Source organism: Rhodoferax sp. EU05-FHT12H12 (genome assembly GCF_058791215.1).
Genome location: NZ_JBYTDI010000003.1, coordinates 425,942 through 446,512, shown reverse-complemented (window position 1 = coordinate 446,512; position 20,571 = coordinate 425,942). Strand labels below are relative to the sequence as shown.

Annotated in this window: 22 protein-coding genes and 1 tRNA gene; 17 read left to right on the top strand and 6 right to left on the bottom strand. The window is 55.6% G+C overall.

The window, feature by feature from the left end:
• The first annotated feature begins 2 nt into the window (after nt 1-2).
• From AC3WS7_RS11570 to AC3WS7_RS11540, 7 genes are all read left to right on the top strand, one after another.
• Nucleotides 3-491: a GNAT family N-acetyltransferase gene (locus AC3WS7_RS11570; protein WP_296468955.1), complete on the top strand. Its 489-nt coding sequence runs from the start codon at nt 3-5 to the stop codon at nt 489-491.
• Between the two features lie 65 nt (nt 492-556).
• The gene (gene ureE, locus AC3WS7_RS11565; protein ID WP_492656444.1) at nt 557-1,210 is read left to right on the top strand and encodes an urease accessory protein UreE; all 654 of its coding nucleotides are present in this window, start codon (nt 557-559) and stop codon (nt 1,208-1,210) included.
• Nucleotides 1,211-1,224: 14 nt separating this feature from the next.
• Nucleotides 1,225-1,902 carry an urease accessory protein UreF gene (locus tag AC3WS7_RS11560; protein WP_492656443.1) on the top strand — a complete coding sequence of 226 codons (678 nt, stop codon included), beginning with the start codon at nt 1,225-1,227 and terminating at the stop codon, nt 1,900-1,902.
• 45 nt (nt 1,903-1,947) lie between these two features.
• A complete protein-coding gene (gene ureG, locus AC3WS7_RS11555; protein WP_492656442.1) occupies nt 1,948-2,607 on the top strand; it encodes an urease accessory protein UreG in 660 nt (219 codons plus the stop codon).
• Nucleotides 2,608-2,644: 37 nt separating this feature from the next.
• Nucleotides 2,645-2,734: transfer RNA gene (locus AC3WS7_RS11550), tRNA-Ser, on the top strand.
• 134 nt (nt 2,735-2,868) lie between these two features.
• On the top strand, nt 2,869-3,711 hold the full coding sequence (locus AC3WS7_RS11545) for an LOTUS domain-containing protein (protein ID WP_492656441.1): 843 nt from the start codon (nt 2,869-2,871) through the stop codon (nt 3,709-3,711).
• Between the two features lie 263 nt (nt 3,712-3,974).
• Nucleotides 3,975-4,505, top strand: a complete 531-nt coding sequence (locus AC3WS7_RS11540; RefSeq protein WP_492656440.1) for a hypothetical protein — start codon at nt 3,975-3,977, stop codon at nt 4,503-4,505.
• Between the two features lie 484 nt (nt 4,506-4,989).
• Here the strand turns inward: AC3WS7_RS11540 and AC3WS7_RS11535 are convergent, their stop codons facing one another.
• Nucleotides 4,990-5,256: a helix-turn-helix domain-containing protein gene (locus AC3WS7_RS11535; protein WP_492656439.1), complete on the bottom strand. Its 267-nt coding sequence runs from the start codon at nt 5,254-5,256 to the stop codon at nt 4,990-4,992.
• A 106-nt stretch (nt 5,257-5,362) separates the two neighbouring features.
• On the opposite strand from AC3WS7_RS11535, the gene AC3WS7_RS11530 reads away from it, so the two are divergent.
• The 8 genes from AC3WS7_RS11530 (at nt 5,363) to AC3WS7_RS11495 (ending at nt 11,270) form a co-directional block, all read left to right on the top strand.
• Complete coding sequence (locus tag AC3WS7_RS11530; protein ID WP_492656438.1) at nt 5,363-5,896, top strand: hypothetical protein; 534 nt, start codon at nt 5,363-5,365, stop codon at nt 5,894-5,896.
• Between the two features lie 47 nt (nt 5,897-5,943).
• Complete coding sequence (locus AC3WS7_RS11525; RefSeq protein WP_492656437.1) at nt 5,944-6,507, top strand: hypothetical protein; 564 nt, start codon at nt 5,944-5,946, stop codon at nt 6,505-6,507.
• Between the two features lie 11 nt (nt 6,508-6,518).
• Entirely contained in the window at nt 6,519-7,556 is a 1,038-nt protein-coding gene (locus AC3WS7_RS11520; protein WP_492656436.1) for a dienelactone hydrolase family protein, read from the top strand.
• A 110-nt stretch (nt 7,557-7,666) separates the two neighbouring features.
• Nucleotides 7,667-8,026: a hypothetical protein gene (locus AC3WS7_RS11515; protein ID WP_492656435.1), complete on the top strand. Its 360-nt coding sequence runs from the start codon at nt 7,667-7,669 to the stop codon at nt 8,024-8,026.
• Between the two features lies 1 nt (nt 8,027).
• Entirely contained in the window at nt 8,028-8,375 is a 348-nt protein-coding gene (locus AC3WS7_RS11510; protein WP_492656434.1) for a hypothetical protein, read from the top strand.
• Nucleotides 8,376-8,509: 134 nt separating this feature from the next.
• Complete coding sequence (locus AC3WS7_RS11505) at nt 8,510-9,460, top strand: site-specific integrase (protein ID WP_492656433.1); 951 nt, start codon at nt 8,510-8,512, stop codon at nt 9,458-9,460.
• Nucleotides 9,457-9,918, top strand: coding sequence for an HAD domain-containing protein (locus tag AC3WS7_RS11500; protein ID WP_492656432.1), 462 nt, complete (start codon nt 9,457-9,459; stop codon nt 9,916-9,918). Before AC3WS7_RS11505 ends, AC3WS7_RS11500 begins: the two co-directional genes overlap by 4 nt.
• 242 nt (nt 9,919-10,160) lie before the next feature.
• Entirely contained in the window at nt 10,161-11,270 is a 1,110-nt protein-coding gene (locus AC3WS7_RS11495; RefSeq protein ID WP_492656431.1) for a DNA-methyltransferase, read from the top strand.
• On the opposite strand, the gene AC3WS7_RS11490 is transcribed toward AC3WS7_RS11495, so the two are convergent.
• The 5 genes from AC3WS7_RS11490 to AC3WS7_RS11470 are packed head-to-tail and all read right to left on the bottom strand — an operon-like array spanning nt 11,267 to nt 18,333.
• Complete coding sequence (locus AC3WS7_RS11490) at nt 11,267-13,858, bottom strand: DNA-directed RNA polymerase subunit alpha C-terminal domain-containing protein (RefSeq protein ID WP_492656430.1); 2,592 nt, start codon at nt 13,856-13,858, stop codon at nt 11,267-11,269. The two genes, AC3WS7_RS11495 and AC3WS7_RS11490, sit on opposite strands and share 4 nt — an antisense overlap.
• Before the next feature lie 11 nt (nt 13,859-13,869).
• Complete coding sequence (locus AC3WS7_RS11485) at nt 13,870-14,229, bottom strand: hypothetical protein (protein WP_492656429.1); 360 nt, start codon at nt 14,227-14,229, stop codon at nt 13,870-13,872.
• Nucleotides 14,226-16,211, bottom strand: a complete 1,986-nt coding sequence (locus AC3WS7_RS11480) for an AAA family ATPase (RefSeq protein ID WP_492656428.1) — start codon at nt 16,209-16,211, stop codon at nt 14,226-14,228. Before AC3WS7_RS11480 ends, AC3WS7_RS11485 begins: the two co-directional genes overlap by 4 nt.
• Nucleotides 16,208-16,417, bottom strand: a complete 210-nt coding sequence (locus AC3WS7_RS11475) for a hypothetical protein (protein WP_492656427.1) — start codon at nt 16,415-16,417, stop codon at nt 16,208-16,210. The genes AC3WS7_RS11480 and AC3WS7_RS11475 overlap by 4 nt, the downstream gene beginning before the upstream one ends.
• Nucleotides 16,414-18,333: a DEAD/DEAH box helicase family protein gene (locus tag AC3WS7_RS11470; protein ID WP_492656426.1), complete on the bottom strand. Its 1,920-nt coding sequence runs from the start codon at nt 18,331-18,333 to the stop codon at nt 16,414-16,416. The genes AC3WS7_RS11475 and AC3WS7_RS11470 overlap by 4 nt, the downstream gene beginning before the upstream one ends.
• Before the next feature lie 1,055 nt (nt 18,334-19,388).
• On the opposite strand from AC3WS7_RS11470, the gene AC3WS7_RS11465 reads away from it, so the two are divergent.
• Together AC3WS7_RS11465 and AC3WS7_RS11460 are read left to right on the top strand one after the other, a co-directional pair.
• Complete coding sequence (locus AC3WS7_RS11465) at nt 19,389-19,730, top strand: helix-turn-helix domain-containing protein (protein ID WP_029706124.1); 342 nt, start codon at nt 19,389-19,391, stop codon at nt 19,728-19,730.
• Nucleotides 19,708-20,559, top strand: coding sequence for an ImmA/IrrE family metallo-endopeptidase (locus tag AC3WS7_RS11460; protein WP_492656425.1), 852 nt, complete (start codon nt 19,708-19,710; stop codon nt 20,557-20,559). The genes AC3WS7_RS11465 and AC3WS7_RS11460 overlap by 23 nt, the downstream gene beginning before the upstream one ends.
• Nucleotides 20,560-20,571 lie beyond the last annotated feature (12 nt).

The following is a 20,571-nucleotide window of genomic DNA, read 5'->3' as shown; positions in this document are numbered from 1 at the left end:
GCATGCCACCACTGCCATTGCATATCCGGCTGGATGACCTGAGCGACCCGCGCATTGCCCGCTTTCTGGAAGAGCACCTGCAGGACATGCACGCCACCTCGCCGCCCGAGAGCGTGCATGCGCTGGACCTGGACAAGCTGCGCGACCCCAGTGTGCACTTCTGGTCCGCCTGGTGGCCCGGCGAGACGGCCCAGGATGGCACGCTGGTCGGCAGCGGCGCCATCAAGCGGCTGGATGCCGGGCATGCCGAACTCAAATCCATGCGCACCGCCGCAGCCTTCCGCGGGCGTGGCATTGCACGGCAATTGCTGCTGCACATCCTGACCCAGGCGCGCGCGCTGGGGCTGCAGCGCCTGAGCCTGGAGACCGGCACCCAGGACTTCTTCACGCCAGCACACCAGCTGTACCTGGCAGAAGGTTTCGAGCCCTGTGGCCCCTTTGGCAGCTACACGCTGGACCCGAACAGCCGCTACCTCACCATGGCCTTGTAACGGCACCGCGGTGGGTTCCATCCCCCTGGTCCACAATCCGGCATCTTCCTCGTTCCGCCCCTTCCATGCTCCAAGTCTCCAAATGCATCCCCCAAGGCCAGGGCCTGGCCTCTGTGCTGCTCAAGCGCGCCGCCACTGTCGAACTCGACTGGGACGTGCGCCAGAAAAGCCGCTTTGACGCCACCGACTCCACCGGCCGCACCCTGGGCGTGTTTCTGCCGCGGGGCACCGCGGTGCGCGGCGGCGATGTGCTGGTCGCCGAAGACGGCTCGCTGATCCGGGTGACGGCTGCGCCCCAAGCGGTGCTGAAAATCACCCACTGCAACGACCACGGCACACCGTTCGACCTGATCCGCGCGGCCTACCACCTGGGCAACCGCCATGTGCCGATCGAACTGAAGCCCGACCACCTGAAGATCGAACCCGACCACGTGCTGGCCGACATGCTGCGCGCCATGCACCTGATCGTGAACGCAGTGGACGAGGCCTTTGAACCCGAGAACGGCGCCTATGCCACCGGGGGCCACCACGGCGGACATCAGCATGGACACGACCACGGGCACCACGACCATGGCCACAGCCACGCAGCAGCCCCCACGCCGGTTGCCAGCCTGCGCGGCATTCCGGTGGCGGTGCAGGCCAAACCGCATGTGCACGGCCCGGACTGCAACCATGGCCACGACCATACGCACGGGCACCACGACCACGGCGACCAATAAGCGCGACCGCCACCATGCTCGACAGCAGCCTGATGCAACTCATGTGGCTGGCCTCGCCAGCCCTGCCGATTGGCGGGTTTTCCTATTCGGAATGCCTGGAAGCTGCCGTGGATACTGCGCAGGCCGCTACAGAAAGTGAAGCATCCGCGTGGCTGGTGGACCAGTTGCACCTGACGCTGGCGCGCTCTGACCTGCCCGCCGTGGCCCAAGGCATTGCCGCCTGGCGTGCCGACGACATGCAACGCGTGGCCACCCTGAACGCCTGGGTGCTGCAGACGCGCGAGAGCGCCGAGTTGCGGGCCCAAACCGAACAAATGGGCAAGAGCCTGCTGGAGTGGCTGAAGAACCACACCACCGCCACGCCCGCGCAAATAGCCGTGCTGGCCGCGCAATCGCCGACCTACCCCATCGCCTACGCGCTGGCGGCCAGTGCCACGCTGGCCCCGGTGCGCGAATGCCTGCTGGCCTACGCCTTTGGCTGGGCCGAAAACATGACCCAGGCCGCCATCAAATCGGTGCCACTGGGTCAAAGCGCGGGCCAGCGCATCCTGTCTGCGCTGACCGCCGAGATTCCCGCTGCCGTGGACCACGCGCTGGCGGTGACCGACGAGAGCCGCCAAGCCTTCAGCCCCATGCTGGCGATCCTGAGCAGCCAGCACGAGGTTCAATATTCAAGGCTTTTCAGGTCCTAGCCCTTATAGATACTGCGCGAGCAGCTCCTAAATTAATAGCAAATCATGTCCAACCTGCACCACATCGCCAACCGCACCAAAGCCCTCCCTCCCCTGCGCGTGGGCATAGGCGGCCCCGTGGGCTCTGGCAAGACCACCCTGCTAGAAATGCTGTGCAAGGCCATGCGCGACCAGTACGACCTAGTCGCCATCACCAACGACATCTACACCAAGGAAGACCAGCGCTTGCTGACCGTGAGCGGCGCGCTGCCGGCTGACCGCATCATGGGCGTGGAAACCGGCGGCTGCCCGCATACCGCCATCCGCGAAGACTGCTCCATCAACCTGGAAGCCATCGACCGCATGCTGGTGGACCACCCCAACGCCGACATCGTGTTTGTGGAAAGCGGCGGCGACAACCTGGCCGCCACTTTCAGCCCCGAGCTGAGCGACCTCACCATCTACGTGATCGACGTGGCTGCGGGCGAAAAAATTCCGCGCAAGGGTGGCCCCGGCATTACCAAGAGCGACCTGTTTGTCATCAACAAAACCGACCTGGCGCCCTACGTGGGTGCCAACCTGGACGTGATGCGCAGCGACACTGAACGCATGCGCACCACACCCAAAGGCCTCAAGCCCTTTGTGATGACCAACCTGAAAGACCTGAGCGGCCTGCAAGACGTGATTGCCTTCATCGAAACCAAAGGCATGCTCAAAGCGGCATGAAGGCCGCCTTCGCGGCGCAGTTAGAATACGCAGCTCTGGAAGCTTGGCCGAGCGGTTTAAGGCACCGGTCTTGAAAACCGGCGAGGGTTTATCCCCTCCGTGAGTTCGAATCTCACAGCTTCCGCCAGTTATGCTTGTAAGTTGTTGATTAATAAAAGTTTTTTACTTTATCACACTCCAACCATCAAAGCAACTATCAAAAACCACCGCTTAATCGCAGTGGTTTTTTTTTGCCCATAATCATTTGCAGGGAGCACTGCGATGAGTGATGAAAAAGAGTCCGCTAAGACTGCAGCAAAAGATGCAGTCCAGCGAAAGATTGGTCGAAATCTACTTCTCTATCAACAGATCGAGGGGCATCTGAAGTTTGTACTGGCGAACGCGAGAGCTTCAGGAACCTTGAATGAGCTGGCTCAGTTTAGGGAAGATCGAAGTCGCAAGATCACAAAGCAAATGCTTGGGCTTCTGGTTGAACAGTTTCTAGATGACATTCTGTCGGACGAGGCTGAAAGCTCGGCGGAACCCAAGCAACTGGACAAACCTTGGATATCTTTTTCATTTCGACTTCAAGTGGACCAAGAGGCCCGTGAGCTTCATAGAAAGAACTGGGAGTTGGTTGTCGAGCAGCGCAACCACCTTGTCCATCATTTCCTTGATCGAATCGCATCCAACACGCTTGAAGCTTTTCTTGAAGCAGATGCATTTCTTGAAGAACAGTATCAAAAAGCCTTGCCTACTTTTCATGTGTTGTCGGGGTTTTCGCAAGCCCTGCAAGAAACAATGCGCGATTTGTCCGCCTTCTTGAGCTCTGAGGAAGGAAAGGAGCAGTTTCGCTCGCTTCTAAGCACCCATCGCACCATTGATACGCTTTTGAAGGATGTTGCTTCGCAGCGGGCGCGGCCAGATGGTTGGACCTATCTTGCGCAGCTAGGTGAAGAGCTGAAAAAGAACAATGTCGACCTACTGCTTGATCTCAAGAAGAGGCATGGTTCTTTAACTCTCAAGGCGCTTCTCGCTGCTGAGAACCTGGTTGACATCAAAGATGAGCCACTCTTTGACGGAAGGTTTCGTTCACTCTACAAGGTTAGGGAAAAGCTGCACTGAATTATTCGCCGCCTGGCAAAGTCATTTAGCCGCCCCCTAGTCAAAGCAGGCGGCTAAAATTTAGCTGTCGAATCGAACTTTCGCACGCCGAACAGCAAGATTTGACCAAGCGCACAGAAGCGCAGCCAGACGCGAACTGAGGCCCAGCCCTCACCACTCGCAGACTCGAATCCCTTTCCTCTTTTAGTTTTTTGTATTCCACCAATCCCGGTGTGGCTGCCGCATGGACGCTTGTTTTTCAACACAACCAGGAGTAAGAAACTATGGCAACCACAAAACCGGCATCCGCAGTCGCAAGCCCTCTCCCCGACGGCTTCGTCTCACCTTTCGCCCGCGTAGAAATGGAACCCAATGCCCGCATAGACGATGGACTGTGCTGTGTGGCAATGCTGGTCAACCAGCCTTTGGACAAAATCAAGAAGCTCGCCTACCAACTTGGTTTGGCTGAACATGGCCCGGCGTGGGTGTATTCGGACTTACTGCGCAAGCTGCTGTTTCAATACGACCTCATCGCCAGCGAAGACAAGGAAGTGCCGACCATCGACGCGCTGCCAGATGTTGCACTGATCACCGCCCATTACAACCCTGACACCCAGTTCGGCCGTTGGGTGCTTTGGCACCACGTCAGGGGTAAGGGGGATTCACCTAGTTTTCATTACGCGCTTGACCCTGCGTACTGGATAGATTCCAAGCATCACGTCACGAGAGACTTCAAGGCGTTGATAACGCCCAAGCATCCCGTTTATTACATCGAGATCACGTCCAAGCCTAACCCACGGGGTAGTGGCAAGTAGGAATCCCCGGCCGCAGGCTAAAGGCAAGTAAGGATGACTCCTGCGGAACTGATCGGAGCCAAGGTCGGGCACGTCATGGTGCACGATGCCAGGCCGGTGTATTTGGCCGATGGGAGCGTACTGCAATGTTCTGGGGCGGTGGACATATGGACCGAAGGCCATGCCATCGTGCTTCGCTCCTCACTGCTGTACAGGTGCCCGCCCCCGTCCTCGGCTATGTTGGGCAGGGCGTCAACCTGCGCTACGGTCACGGTCTGTTCCCATAAGGAAGCTGATCGCCTGTCAAGCAAATTGAGCCCGCGCATGGAGCCCATGTTGGGGCGGGATCGAGTCATCGCCGCGTTCAACCCAACCGCGCCTGCATTCTGCCTGCGGTCGAGCAACGGGCAGGACACATGGATCACCTACCGTGCAGATTTAGACGGTGTGTGGTTGATGGCTTGGGGCGGGAATCCCAGCCGTGGGTGACTTGGACTAACGCACGCTATCGCGAGGGCGGGCGTACCGTTTCAGCAATGGCAAACAGTTCAGCAGGTGAGGTGCCCAGACCATGTGCAACCCGCACGATATTGAACAGCGACAAATTCTTGACGCCACGTTCAATCTGGCTGATGTAAGTCACATGCATATCGCTGAACTCTGCAAGCTGTTCCTGCGTGAATTTTTTGTCGTCACGCATCTGGCGAACAGCCACACCAAAGCCATGCAGAACTAAATCCTTGCTTGGCGGTTTGGCAGTCGACTTCCCCATCCGGGGAGTCTCATTTCCCTAGGCCTATAAATCCATAGACAATGAATCTATATCTGGCAAACTACGTACGATAACTAGATCAATAAATCTATAAACAGGAGGATCAATGTTTATTCCCACGCCCCTACTTCGACCATGGGTGCTTGTTGCACCTGCTGCCGCTCTCTTGACCGCGCTACTGTCAGGCTGCGCCCCCAAACCCCCGGACTGCGATGACCCCCAGGTCGTCGATAGATTCCACCAGGCCATAGTGGACGGCGGCGTCAATCTGATCAGCAGCAACATTGAGGCCGCTGGAAACTGGCGTCGCGCAGGGGCCGACCGACTGCGCGCCCAACTCGACGCATTCGGGAAGTCCATAAAGGTGGAGTTGGTGACCATCACAACGAACGGTTATGACGCCGCTGCCAAACTACATTCCTGCTCGGCAAACTTGATGGTGGCAACGGATGGTTCGCCCGTGCAGATCGAGCGCATGCCGTACAGCATCCAAGGCACGGCTGACGGCAAGGATTTCGTGCTTAGCTCGCCGCAGTACCAGCTCGTTCTTGCCGGCATCATGGGTGCTTTTGATGTCTATCAGAACAAGGCTAGGCGTGCCGCCAACAACGGTCAGGCACCAGTTGAAGAAGCTAAGTGAATTCGAGTGACTGGAAATCTCCACCTCTCAACCATACAAGGGTAAACATGAAACGCTTTCTAATTGCCGCAGCATTCGTGCTGCCGACGTTGAGTTTTGCCGCGACGCTGGAAAACGTAGTCAGCGCCTTCGCCCTGCCTGCCAATGCGAGCCACACTTTCAATGACTGGGACGCTACCAATGCCATCGCTGGAGTGCGATGGCAGCACAAGGGCCTGAAGGAAACGCCGGTGTCGCCGTTCTCTCGGATGGGGAACGTAAAGCTGGACGGCCTGTCCGTGGCGACGGTGTTCTTTACCGGTGCGCGCACCATGGTCATGCAACTCACCGTGATCGTGGGTGGCAACGATGACCATGTGATTGAGAAGGAAAATTTCAACAAGGCATTGCGCACCCAGTTCGGCAGCTCCAGCAAAATCAAACAACTGCGCGGTGGCTGCAAAAACGATGGTGCTATATCGGGCTCCGCCGTTTATGAGATCACCTTGCCCGCGAAGAAGCCTGTGTATTTGCTACTGGATACCGATGCGGGGGGCAATTCACCAGACAGCCGGAGCACGACATTCCAGTTCCTGATGGAGCCGGAAGATCGCTGGAAATGCGGTAAGTAGCGGGAGTCACCATGAAAACTTCACATAAGCTTTCAGCACTTCTTTTCTCCCTCTCATTCGCCGCATCCGCGTGGGCGCAGTTTTGGCAACCAGATTACAGCTTCAAACCTACGGGTTTGGAGAAGATAGAAGTACCCGGCCACGCCTGCACGGGGTTTTTCAGAACGCCGACTTTCAACTGCCGCCAGATAAACATCCTTACGTATCTGGGACGCGCCAAAGACGGTAGCCGCAATTCCTTGGTCATCCTCAGCGGCAACGCTGGTGGCATGGATAGCCGCCACTTGGACTATGCAAAGTTTCTGAATGAAAACAACATCAATGCGGTTGTGATCGACAGCTTCAAGTCGCGGGGATATGCGGGAGGTACCGCAGGTATTGGAACTGACCGCAACCTCGTAAGAAGCTTGGGCGTTGACTCTTCCAACATGGCGTATGACGCCTTGACCGTGTCTTCGCGCATGGCGGAAACTGAAGAATGGAAGGACGCCAAAATAGGCTTTCTTGGAGAGAGCCTGTCAGGAGGAGCCGCATCCCACCTCGTGCGCCAGTTTTCAGCGCAAGTGGTGCAAGATCGAAACCCAGGAATGCAGGTTCGCGACTTTGACGCCATAGTGGCAATCTATCCGCCTTGCTTGGATCTCAGTCCCGGAGACAAGTTCAAGGCGATTCCCTTCCTGTTTATTCTGGCCGAGAAAGATGACGCCACCCCCGCAGAGAATTGTGTGCGGCAGTCTGAGTGGATGAACGGTCGTGGAGGAGATACGTCGAAGGTCACGATACCCGGTGAGTATCACGACTTTGACGGACCATGGCCGCTTAAAACATTTGACCGCAGCCAGAACACCGGAAAGTGTTCCAGCACGCGCATTGGAGGGAAATTCGTACTGACGTCCAACGGAAAGGAGTTTCCTGACACTCCCCAAGGGTATGCCGATATGTATACGACCTGCGCGACCGTTGGATTCAAAAGCGGGCACCAAGGCAAACCTCGCCTGGGTTATGACATTTGGCTGGCATTCTTCAAAGAGAAGTTGACGGGCATCTAACCGGCTTCACACACCACCACCCCAGGGCTGCATATGCAGCCCTTTTTCATTGACTTTGACGCACGTCAGACCGCAAGGCTGGCGCGCTTTGCCATGCAAGGAACGAAAGTATGAATACCCCAAAAAAATTCCCCGCCACCCAAGTCGTCGATGCGGCGCAGGTGGCGCATTTGAAGCATGCGGGCAAGCTGCTGTTTGAACTGGGCATGGTCTACGGCACGCCCGCCGTGCTCAAGCATCTGGAGACGCACGGCTTGTATCCCAATGCCCTGCTGGGCGCGCATTGCCACGGCGACTATGGGGTGGTGACCGAAAACGATGCAAAAGCCAACGACCGGGCGGTAGTCGATGGCAGCCGCATTCTGTCGGTGTACCTGGTGGAAGGCAAGCGCGTCTGGGTCATAACGGATGCCGTCAACGAGCAGGGTGTGCGCCTCAGCACCACTATGCTTTTCCCCAGTGAGTCCTGACATGGCCAGCCGGATGACTGCGATACGACCGATGCGGGATTTGCTAGGCCAACTGCCCAAACTCCCGCTGAACCGCAAGCAGGAGATTGATTTTCCTGTCGCCGATCCCGCGCTGCTAGTGGCCATCGCCGAGGATGCGGAAATCCTGGTGGGTACGATGCACAACGGTGTCGGCGCCATCGGGCAGTTGCTGGCGAACTCCGCCGTCATGGTGGAAGACGGAACCATCAGCGCCGATTGCCTGGAGGCGCTTGGATTCCTCATGGCGGAGCTGGGTGATATGGCCGCAGGCTGCATGACCCTGGCCGCACACTGCCGTCGCGAAACCGCCGACTACCACCCATCGTAGGCAACGGTGCAGGCCGCCACCAAAACACGCCAGGCGCTGCGAAGACTCTTCGGCCGTACGCACACCGGCCACCACTTTCCCCTGAACCCTCAAAACGCGGCCACGCGCGCCGCGCAGTGACCCATGGAAGACGCATGAACACGCAACACCCCACAACCACCAAAATACAAAACCCGAAACCAAAATCTTCGCAGCTTGTCCTCAGCTACACCGACGCCGCCCAGTCGGCCTCGACCAAGCGCAGCTATGCACAGGATGTGCGGCACTTCAAAGCCCACGGTGGGAAGATTCCGACCACGCCCGAGATGGTCGCAGAGTACCTGGCCAAGTTTGCCGGGGTGCTGGCGGTGGCCACATTGGCCCATCGTCTGATTGCGATTCACCGGGCGCATACAGACCGAGGGCTGGACAGCCCCACCAAGGACCGGTTGGTCAAGCGCACGATGCAGGGCATACGCCGCACCCTCGGGGTGACGCAAAGGCAGGCGAGGGCATTGGTCAAGGATGACCTTGTTGAATTGCTCGTACAGGTCGCCAAGCAGAAGCCCTTGAAAGCTGCGAGAGACAAGGCGATTCTCCTGCTCGGCTTTGCCGGTGCGTTCCGTCGGTCTGAACTCGTTGCTTTGCGGATGGATGACATTACGCCGCATGCCCACGGCATTGAGTTGTTGATTCGCCGCTCCAAGACTGATCAGGAAGGCGAGGGCAGGACGGTGTTTGTGCCGCTGGCCAAATCGGAAGAGCGTTGTCCTGTCAAAGCCTTGGACCGTTGGCTGGAACTGGCGGGCATCGGCGAGGGACCTTTGTTTCGACCCGTGAACCGGCATGACCAGGTGGTGAAGGCTTTGGCCCTGACACCGCAGTCCGTGGCGCTGATTGTGAAGTCGGCGGTTGGGAAGGCCAAGGGTGCCGATGCGGCCAAGCTGGTATCAGGTCATTCGCTACGCGCAGGGTTTGTGACGGAGGCTGCGACGGTAGGGATGCCCACGAGCGCGATCATGGGGCAGACCGGGCACAAGTCGCTGGAGATGGTGTATCGCTACATCCGGCCTGTTGAAAAACGCCGCATACAGAGTTTGTTATGACGCATACGAATCTTCCCTACCCAGCCGGTTCAGTGCGCAAGATTCTGTTTCTGGATTTTGATGGGGTACTCCACCCCGCTTGGGGGAACAGCATGCCTGAGTTCGTGCACGCGCATGCATTGGCGCAGGCCTTGGCCGGGCGGCCCTGTGAGATTGTTATTTCGTCTACATGGCGTGAGCATTACTCCCTGGCTCAGCTCAAGGGATTCCTTTTGCCTGAGTTGGCGGGGCGAGTCATCGGGGTGACAGGGCCAGATCCTCCCGGCCGCTATCCCCGACACAAGGCCATCCTGCAGTATCTTGCGACGGTGCGCGAGGCGGTGGACTGGCGCGCATTGGATGACTCGGGGTCCGAGTTCCTTGAATGTACAAATCTAATTCTGTGCGATGGTGCTATCGGACTGAAACTGGCTCAAATCGAGCAAGTGTCTGAGTGGCAATCTGCCCATGCTCCATAGGAGCCTGACTTGGCGTAGCCCCCGCATGGATTTGCAAGAATATCCCCGCCAACTCACGCCATAAATGAAAGGTTCTCAGTCCTTCCAATTTCATTTCCGTAATACAATTAACTGCTAGTTAAATGCATGCTTTTTGAGACTGCATTCGGGGATAAATAGAGGAAAAAATGGGAAGACGACCGCTATCAGAGCCCAGAGAGAAAATCACAAGTCTAAGGCTGACCAAGCATGAACGAAGTGAGATGGAGACTCGCAGCAGCGAGCTAGGATTCAAGTCCATCAGCGACTATCTGCGTCATCTTCATAAAGCGGCGGCAGAGGTTCAAATGCTCAATGTGTCGCAGGCCGATAAAAACGGCTATGGCGATTTGTTCGAGTCCCATTCCACTGATCTCGGGACGATCTACGAAGGCAATTCGTTGGCGTATCTGCACAACTTTGCCGAGGACGCGTCTGTAAATTTGATCGTAACGTCACCCCCGTTTGGATTGGTCCGCAAGAAGTCCTACGGAAACGAAGATGCTGATGCCTACTGCGATTGGTTCAGGCCCTTCGCCGAAGGCTTCAAGCGAGTCTTGAAGGACGATGGCAGTTTAGTGATTGATGTGGGCGGAGCTTGGAAGTCCGGGTTCCCCACCCGCTCGCTGTATCACTACAAATTGCTGGTGATGCTGTGCGAAGAGTATGGCTTTCATTTGGCTCAAGAGCATTACTGGTGGAACCCGTCCAAGTTGCCTTCCCCTGCGGAGTGGGTCAACGTGCGTCGTGTGCGGGTGAAGGACGCGATCAATTGCGTGTGGTGGCTGTCTAAGACCCCGTTTCCAAAGGCGAACAACAAGCGGATTCTTGCCCCTTATTCGGATTCGATGCGCTCCTTGCTTAAAAACGGTTACAAGGCCAAGTTGCGACCCTCGGGGCACGACATATCGACAAAGTTCTCCATTGATAACGGTGGAGCGGTGCCGCCGAACTTGCTGGCCATCGCCAACACTGAGAGCAACGGGACTTATCAAGACTATTGCCGGGACAACGACATCGATATTCACCCGGCGAGATTCCCAGCTTTGCTGCCTGAATATTTCATGCGTTTCCTGACTGATCCGGGTGACATGGTGCTCGACCCCTTTGGGGGCTCCTGCATCACCGGCATGGTCGCTGAAGCATTAGGTCGTGAGTGGGCTTGCGTGGAACTCAATAGCGAATACATTCGCGGAGGCATTGGTCGATTCCAAGGTGATGTGGAGTCGGCTTTGAGAGGTCGCCAAGCCGTCTACTCCATCAACACGCCGTGTGCATTGCCCGTTGATGAAGAAGAGGTTCCGTTGGTAGCAAACGGAGGCTCGGAGCGTTAGTCTGAGGCGGCGGTTTCCTCTTCGCCCGCATCGGACTCCTCAGCGGAGACTAGTTCTCGACTCCAGAGTTCGGTCTCGGAGTTGTAGGACGAGCCTTCGGTGTGATAGAGCATTTGGCCGACGTAGAGGCCATTCAATTCACGCTTAGTGAGTCGACTGACTTCAAACCGCACTTGTTCAATGGTCATGCCTTCGGGGTGAGCGTCCAATGCTTGCTCGATGGCTCTGGCGGGCCAAATGCGGCGAGCGTCGTCCCAAGCCGATAAATAGACATACTGTGCTCGGTCGCGTCGCATGCCTTTTTGCTTCACGAGTCCAAGGAGTGCAAGGGCATCGTCTTCATTGATGTCTCCCAAAACGCTTGCAACTTCGCTGACGTGAACACCCTCTTGCGTCTCTTGAAGGTGTTGTGCAAGCCGACCTAGCAATGCATCGGGATCACCGACCTTGATGTCACGATTTGCGAGTCCCCAAAGCCCTGTGCCCAATCGAATGAGGTTGCCCTGCGGGTGGATTTGAAAGTGATTGTTCAACCCTCTTTCGCCTTCGAGTTTTTCGCGAAGTTCCAGTGTGTTCAGTGGGCGCCCAGCTTCTTCCAACAAGGCCATGACTGCTTGTCGCATATCAAGGCGAGAGGCAGCACTGGCTTGCCAGTTATCTTTGTAGCCCCAGACCATGCGTCGCATGTTGGCAAAAGACTTCGATTTCCGTAGAGCGATGTTGATGATGTATTTGGTGAGTTGCCCATCAAAATCAAAACCACGCTCCAACAATTCATCGAGTAGTTCGGAGGTGTGCCATTGCTTGGACGGGTCGGCACCTGCGGCAATGTCTTCGACTTCAGCCTCTATCAGTGCCAAGTCCTTTGGAGTCAGTGGGCAGTGAGATAAAAGCCCATAGGTGCCACGCTTATAGAGCACAGCGACATTGCGTGCAGCGTGGTGCATCGCTCGCTCTTCGTGTTCCTTTTCAGATACAAGTTTGGAACGTCGATGGATTTCTTCATAGTGAAGCGGATGGCCGGCACTCTCCAAAATCGCAGCGACAACGGCCTCAGCGGTGCGACCGTATCCAACAAGTATTCGCTCCCCGTCCGCTTTTTGTGCCCACATGGCAAAGGGGCGAACGGTGGCCCAAAGCTCATCACGCAACTCTTCGCCAGGCCCATTGATGAGGGTTCCAATTTGAACGCGTGCATAGTCTTCCGAGACTTTCTCGCTCACCATTTCACGCAGCAAAGTTTTGCCGGAGCTAACGGCGTCCTCCCAATCAGCAGACGGTAGCCGCGTGATGACGGGAGTTTCGTTGATATCGAGGATTGCAAATCTGTCTTGCATGAGGTGATTGAACACTTCACGCAACGGCTCTTTCAGATCTTCCACACCCTTGAACCATGGATCAATCGCTGCAATACCATTCAAGAGAAGAGGGCTAGTGCGATCTTCAAGATGCTCTACTAAACGATTTTCGAGGGCAGTCCAAAAGAGATGGCGATGGACCTTCCTGTAAATCTTGAGTTCAATTTGGCGCACACGTTCACGGGTAAGGCTTACCGCAGTCGCAATTTGTTGCAGGGTTTGGGCTTTGCATCGAAAGCCGATGCGTGCCGCCCAAATGCCACGCTCTTGCTCGGTGAGGACTTGGGCCGCGTCAATAAAGCCATCCGCGACATGGGCAAATGTGGGGACCGGGTCTTCAATAACGATGTCATCGGGAATGCGAACGTGATGCGGGCCATCTGCAGGGGCGTCTGGTCCATCCCACCTTTTGCGTCGCAAGGTGTCGCCGTGGATAAAGAGTTTCCACAGCAAGGTGCCAAGACCGTGAACGGACCCCTGACCCATATTGGGCAATTTCAATAGACCGCTGTAGCCCTTGCTGGCCAAGTCCCCAATGGTCGTCATGCTGTGAGCGTCAAAGACATTACGCATACGCACAGTCAGGTCGAGGTAATTCAACCGATCATTGAGAAGCCAGTTTGGACAGGCGTGCAGGTTGTCCAAAATGTTCGTTTGATCCACCTTCACCCCGGTCACTGTGCGATAACGGTCCAGAGCCAGTGTGACGCGTTCATCGGTTTCAAGACTGGACTCGTGCTCATCATAGGACTCGTCATCCCAAATGGCTGCCTTGCGTAACAACGCTTCGCTCTCAGGCTTATGAAGAATGAGTTGCTCCACCCAACCCCGTGGAGCAAATTTGCCAGAGGTGTGACTGGCGTGAATGGAGGAGCTTTTTTTTGTTTCACCATGACTGGGATCCTCCATTTGATACCCAAAGCCCTCAAGAGCTACATGAAACGCAAGGCCATCGACTTCGCCCACACTGGCATGGCTCACCACAACCGGAGGAGGAAAAGAGCCAATGGCCGCTTCTGAAAGCAAAAGTCTACCGCTCCACTGCTGAGCGATTTCGGCCACTTTGACGGTCTCAGGTCGCCAAAATCCGATGTGAATTGCGACGCAAGCCGATTCCACGGCTAACGCCTGCTGGGTCGCTTCCAACAGGGGTTCGAGTTCCCGATGGGGTGCACAAGCCCACTCGCCGGAGGGGCTGCTCGAAAAAAGAAAGGCTCGTAAAGACTTCATCCCAATTCAAATCACTCGCTTTTGGGCACCAGTGTTGCAACGTCAATCGGGCTGCCATCAAATTGTTTGGCCAATTCGATAACGCCCCACTCAGCAAGTCGCTCGGCCATGCGGTAAACCGAGCCGCCTTTGAGGTCAATCAGTGCTCGAATGGCTGCTGCAATTTCTTGGTCGGGATCAATAGTGGCCACACTAAAGACCGTGCGTCGCTGAGGCACGTCATCGGGTTCGACTCCTTGGGCCAACGCCAGTCCAATGCCAAGCCTGTAGCCATCGGCCATTTCAGCCAGGAAATTGTCTTCCTTCATTTGGGTGAGCAATGCGTGAGCCTTCTCGCTCAAGCCAATACTGGTGGGTTCTGTAACGCTCATGAGGTCACCTTTTCAATCTTGGAGTGCCGGGTGCTGACTTCTTTAATCTCATAGACGCTGTCGATTTGTGAAGCAATCTGATCAAGGTCGCGATTTTTGGCCACTTCGCCTTCATGCACAAAGAGAACGAGTTGATGGGTTGTGGAAGGAAGGTATTTGAGGATGTTGGCACGGTGTCCCGGATCAAGGCGTCCGAAAGGCGTGTCCATAACGACAGGACCAGCCGAGCGGCCTGCACGACCTAGTCCATCGATCAGCGAGAGGGCAACGATTTGCTCAGCCCCCGCACTGCGAATGGTGACTTCGTGGCCTCGCTCATCCAAGATGGCCAAGCCATAGTTACTGTTGATCTTTAGGCCTGAATACTTCGATTGTGTGGTGAGTGACTTAAACGCGGCACTTGCAAATTGTTCAACACGAGTTTTGAGGTCATCGCGAAGACGGTCAATGCTGCGGCCGTACATGCGTTCAAGTTCACTCGCAATCTTCACCATTTGAGAGCTTTTGGCAGAGCGAGCTGTTGCGTTGCCTTCCAAGGATTTTGCAATCATGGCAAGCTCCCTACGGGTTTTGTCCAGTTGGGCTTTGCGATCTCGAATGGTTTGCTCAGTGGCCCCCTCGATTTTGATAAGGCCGTCGCGGAAGGCCCGTTTACGGGCTATATCGGCAGTGTCTTGTCCCTTGATCAGATCATGCAGTCGTTCAATCTCATTTTCCAGCTTGGTTTGTTCAACCTTCAACTTGGAGAGTTCTTTGTCGCAAATTTTGATTTGAGCGGTAGGGCCGGGTTTGAGTAGTCGGTCCAAGTCACGAATTTCGGCACTGATGCGGTTGCGACTAGTCTCGTCAACCGCAATGCCGAGGTGTTCAGCTTCAAGTCGGCCAAGCTCTGCTCCAGCGAGTTCTCTCTGCGTTTGATGCAAAGGCTGTCCGCAAGCGTGACAGGTGGCATTGCCCAGCGATTTTTGGAGTTGCTCAATTTGGCCTGCAATGTTGGCTTTGCGAAACATTGCCTCTGAGAGCTGAGCATTCTCTTCGACAAGCTGTTCTCGCTTGAGTGCGATTTGCGGCCTGATCAAGTCCTTCCATGCATCACGCATGAGGCCAAGGCGTTGGAGTTCCAACTCCTTTTGCGTCTGAGTGTTGGCGGCAAGACTGCCTTGATTCGCTGTCAGTCGTTCTTTGGCCGCGTGAATTTGTTCGGTGGCTTCGATGAAGTCATCCAGTTTCTCCTTTTCAGTCCGCGTGGATTTGAGTTGGCTTTCGAGGTCAGCCACGTCCCGCTCGGTGGAATCAATTTCTGAGAGCAATGCCTTTTGCCTCTCGATTTGTCTCTCCATGCCGGAGACTTTTTCCAAATCGCGATTCTGCTGCTTCGTGGCTATTTTCAAAAGCGTTTGCGCATCTTCGCGGCCTTTGATGAGCGTAGGAACGCCCAGAGCTTGCTCGATGGACTCCTTGATCTTGCGGCCCTGTTCACTGCCATCAATAAGAAGCGATTCATACTCTTGCAGCAGTTCGCCATCGAAGAGAAAGAAGCGTGAGGTTTGTTCCGGGGCAAAACGGCTGATCTCCGCGTCGATCATGTATTCATTGACGGCAACCCCGTCTCTGAGCAGTCCACGGGTGATTTCAAAGTCCTCCGGGCGGCTTGGCTTGGAAACCAATGCGTGCTTGGTGGCTCGGCGTCTGTATTCATACGTGTGGCCGCTGTCTTCAAAAGCAATGCACGTCTCCATACTCCAGTCGCCTTCTAGCGTGGCCTCTTTGTTGATGAGGTCTTGAAGCGGCAATTCACGCGAGTGTCGGCCAAGAGCTTTGCCATAAAAGCCCCAACGCAAGGCGTTAAGCAGACTGGTTTTGCCACGCATGTTGTCGCCATAAATGACCATGACATTGCGTTGTGACTCCGTGGGAAACGAGAGGCTCATCGTGCCTTTGTAGGGCATGAAATTGGTGCAGGTAAGCTTAAGAAGCTTCATGAGCCTTCCCCTTGTACTTGGCCGACATGATCTTCGACAAGCTTCACCAAGTCATGAAGCGAGACCGTTTCATCTTGGTTGAATTGATGACGTCGCTGAATGGCGTAAGAAGCTTTGATGAAGCTCTCTGGCAATTCCGTTCCTACGTCTTTAGCCGCAGCCAGTAAGGCGGTTAACGCCAAGTCTTGATCGATTTCAGTGGTCATTCTTTATCTTCCCCTTCGTCTTCGATGCCAGCACTAGGAGCCTCATCGATAGTGATGCCCATGGATAAGGCGAGTGTGCGTAGGCGTGAGCCTGCACCCTTATTGAGTGCCGCGTCTGCAAATTGCAGTGCTCGAATCATTTCGGCCCTCAGCAGTGAGATTTGTTCAGGCTCATTCTCCGCGTCAACAGGCACAACGATGGCGTCATGAATGACAGCCAGGAGCTTGTCGGCTGACTTGCGCAAGACTCGCCCCCGTCGCTGGATAAATTGCCGTGGGTTTTGCGAGGAGGCCAAGATAAAGGCGTGGCTTACAGCCGGGATGTCGATGCCTTCATCCAAGCACTTGATGGAGACCAAAACGCCGCCAAAGCGAGTGAACCACTCCAGTGCAGCAGGGCGGTCGCCTTCCATGCCGGAGTGATATTCGATGGGGTGCAAGCCTCCAGCGGCCAGCAGGTCCATCGTTTGTGTCAGCTGATCCGAGTCTTCGCAGTAAACGAGCCAACGTTGCCCCTCTTCATAGGCTTTGCAAATGATGCCAGCGGCCAGACCCGGTTTAACCTGCGCTTTTTTGGCGATCCGTGAGCGTTGGATCAAGAGCATCTTGGCTTTGTCGGTCAAGCCACCGTTGCCATTGACGGCCTTTTTGCTTTTGGCCAACTCGAAACTGATTTGCTTTGTGAGCTTCTTCCAGTTTTCGGCCTCTTCTTCGCTCAGATGGATCGGGTGCGGGTGGTATTCGTAGTTGACCAGCCTGCCGGAGTCAATGGCATCTTGCAGTGTGATGGGGGGAGGAAGCACCGGGCCAAACCGTTTGAAGATGTTGGCCGTGCCTTCGGGATCACCGTAGCGAATCGGTGTCGCTGAGAGCCCAAGAGCGGATCCAGTCTCCAACGCCATGGCACGGGCGTTGAATGGGCTGCCGATTTGGTGAATCTCATCAGCAACGATGAGGAGATGCTCGCCGCCATACACACCATTGATAAAAGTGTTGGTGGCTGCGGTTTGCATGGTCGCGAGCACAACTCGGTTCATGCCAAGATCAGGGCTGGTGTGGGCCTTAAGTTTGCCGTTGGATTTCCATTTGATATGCCCACCACCGCACATCAAGACGGTCGAATCGGGAATCTCTTCCTCGATTTCACGTCGCCACTGCTCCAGCAAAAGCTGACTTGGCACCAACACGATGACGGGTTGATCCGTTGCCAGATGTTTTTTGATGGCCGTAATGGCCGTGAACGTTTTGCCGCTTCCAGTGGCGTGCTCAAAAACGCCATGGCGACCGGCAGCTTCCCAAGCCGCAATAGCGGCCAATTGATGCACCATGGGCTGGCGTCGCCTGGTCGTCGGAGCTATAGGCTCATCGGTATAACCCACATCAATGCCGTCCAAAGAGTTCGTGGCGGTAGTGAGCAGTTTTTTGCGTTGGGCTTCTGGAAAAGCGACCGTGTCAACGCCGGAAACCATCCCCTCCCAAAGTCGCTCAAAGTGTGAGGCGTGGGTTTGCACTCGCTCGGATTCGGCTGAGCTGACCCACTCCCGAAAGACCTCTATGGATTCGTGATTGCCTTGACTGTGCCATGCACTCCATGTTTCATTGGCTGAGCCCAGAAAGCTCACTCGCTCGCCGACGCCATCAGTGAAGATGCCGATTTTCTCGTGATAAATCCCCGTCCCGTTGCTTCGCACGGCCAACCGAATGTCCAAGACACCGCATTGAATCAGTGTCGCCAATAGCTTTGTGCGTGACCCAAGGGACGGGTCAGACAAAAGTTCAAGGATGTCGCGGTCGAGAGCTTGCGCAATCGCCTCATCCCGGCTCACGTAACCGGAAGCTATGGCTTGGGCATCGTCTTCCGTGATGGACGGGGAGCACACGAGGCGAGCAGTGCCGCCACGGCGGGCAAATTCCAAGAAGGGCTGCCCAATGATGCTAAAAATGCTGGAGCGAAAGTAGCCTACGGCACGGGCGTATCGGGTAGCGGCATTTAAGCACGGTTGATAAAAGCCGCCTACGGGGTCACGCTCCCCTGTGCGGTAGTGGGCGTCAAGCCCCAGTGTCGAGAATTGGGCAACACGCGGTTGCTCAGCCGTTATCAAGATACAAGTCACCCCATGTCAAAGCCAGCGGCGTCTGCACGGTGCAGCCGCCGATTCCACGACGTTTTACTCGTTTAGCGTGTTTTTCAGGTGGCCATGACTTGGCTCTTGTCCTCCGCTGATCTCATCTTAGCGCCATTCTTCCGGTTCAAAATGACGATCAGGGGGGGCTACAACAAAAAGCGGTGGTATGTCGATTGATGCCGTGGCCTTCGCCACTAAGGCTACAACATGTAGACCACCTGACTCAGGCTGGGCGCGCGATCATCGACATCATCTGATTCAGTCAACGTCTGTTGTACGGCGGAGGCGGCAAACGGCATGTGCAATCGCAGCGGCTGACTGTCGATAATCGAACATTGTCGATATTCAGCCGCATTGCTACAGCGGTATTCGACCCAAAGCGGAATTCGGTGGTTGCAGACTCAAAGCCAGATAGCAGACATCCGCGAGATATGTCAGTTGATGCGGATAGGTGGCTGAAATGCAGGAAAGGCTACAAGCCCAGCGTGTGTCCCAAACCAACCGGCAGTGGGGTACTCGCTGTTCAAAAAAAGCGGGACCCTAAGGTCCCGCTCTCCACCTGCTCACCCTTTCGCTTAGGCGTGCTGGACCAAAGTCCACGTCGTCGCCTGCTGGTTGTACGGCGGCATCCGGTTGCCAACGGCAATCGGCGCAGTCGTATTTCCATTGGCGGGACGCCACACACCACTTTCAGGACAGGTTTCGCCCGTGCGGGCAGTAGTACCGAGAGGCTTACGCATTTGGATTTCTCCAGTTACACGGCGAGATTGCCGTGCCGTAATGATTAATCAGTACGATTTCGTTGTCAAGATGTATCTTTACGAATTCGTCTGTATCATGCGCCGATGGCTTCCACATTTGGTGTTCGGTTAAGAAAATTTCGCATGGCAAAAAATCTCTCTCTGCAGCAGCTTGCGGATGAGGTTGGCGCGTCAAAGGCTCACATTTGGGATTTGGAGCAGGGCAAAACCAGCAATCCGACATTGGCTCTGCTGACCGAGTTGTCCAGAGCTTTGGCCATACCCATCAAAGAGTTGATTGGAGAGGTAGATGCTTCTGCCGATGAAGAGAATCTCGCGCCGCTCTTTCGTGACCTAAGAGGGCTTACGCCAGAGCAATTGGAAGTAGTGCGCGGGCTCACCAAGAACCTTAGGGAGATGGGCAATGGAGGTAAATCTAGAAGTTGATCGAAGCGATCTAGCGGATACTGCCCAGCCGGACAGGCTGGCCTCAATCCTTATTGGTCAGGTAAAGCAGCAACTCGAGACGTTGCTCCCATTGCCTATAGAAGCAGTCGCCAAGGCATGCGGCATCCTGGAAATTCAGGAGATGGAGACGGACGCATTTGAGGGTGGCCTAATTCAGGATGAAGCCAAGAGCCACGGCTATATCCTTCTGCGCGCTGGGCGGGGAATCCAACGCAGCCGCTTCACCATTGCTCATGAGTTAGGCCACTTCGTAAACCTGCGCCATGTTGCCCCGCCTGGTAGCGACAGGATGCTGTGCAACAAGGATGATCTACGCAATTCAGAGCTGACGAGTCGTGGCCAGCATGGCATGGAGGCTCAGGCAAACGAGTTTGCATCGTGCTTGTTGATGCCAGCGAAAGAGATCATGGCGCACTCATCAATCCGGGGCAGTGCTGAGATGTCGCGTCTATTGGAGTTGCATACGCTATGCGGTGTTAGCAAGGAAGCGGCCGCTCGACGGTATGCCCAACTTCATGGCGATGATTTCGCCGTCGTGTTCTCAAAGGATGGCAAGTACATTTACTCGATCAGGGGCGGTGAGTTCCCTTGGATTGATCTCCGCAAAGGACAGGAACTGTTTCACAAGACTCATGCTCGTGGGTTTAATGGGGAGACCGGGGTCATTTCTGACCAAGAAGATTCAGATGCGCACTGGTGGCTGAATGATCGAGACGCTAAGCGCTGGAATCTCTGGGAGGAGGTTCTCATCCAAGACAGTGGATTCCGCATGACTCTAGTATTAGGTGAGCGTGAAGACAATGAATAGAAATCTACCTTC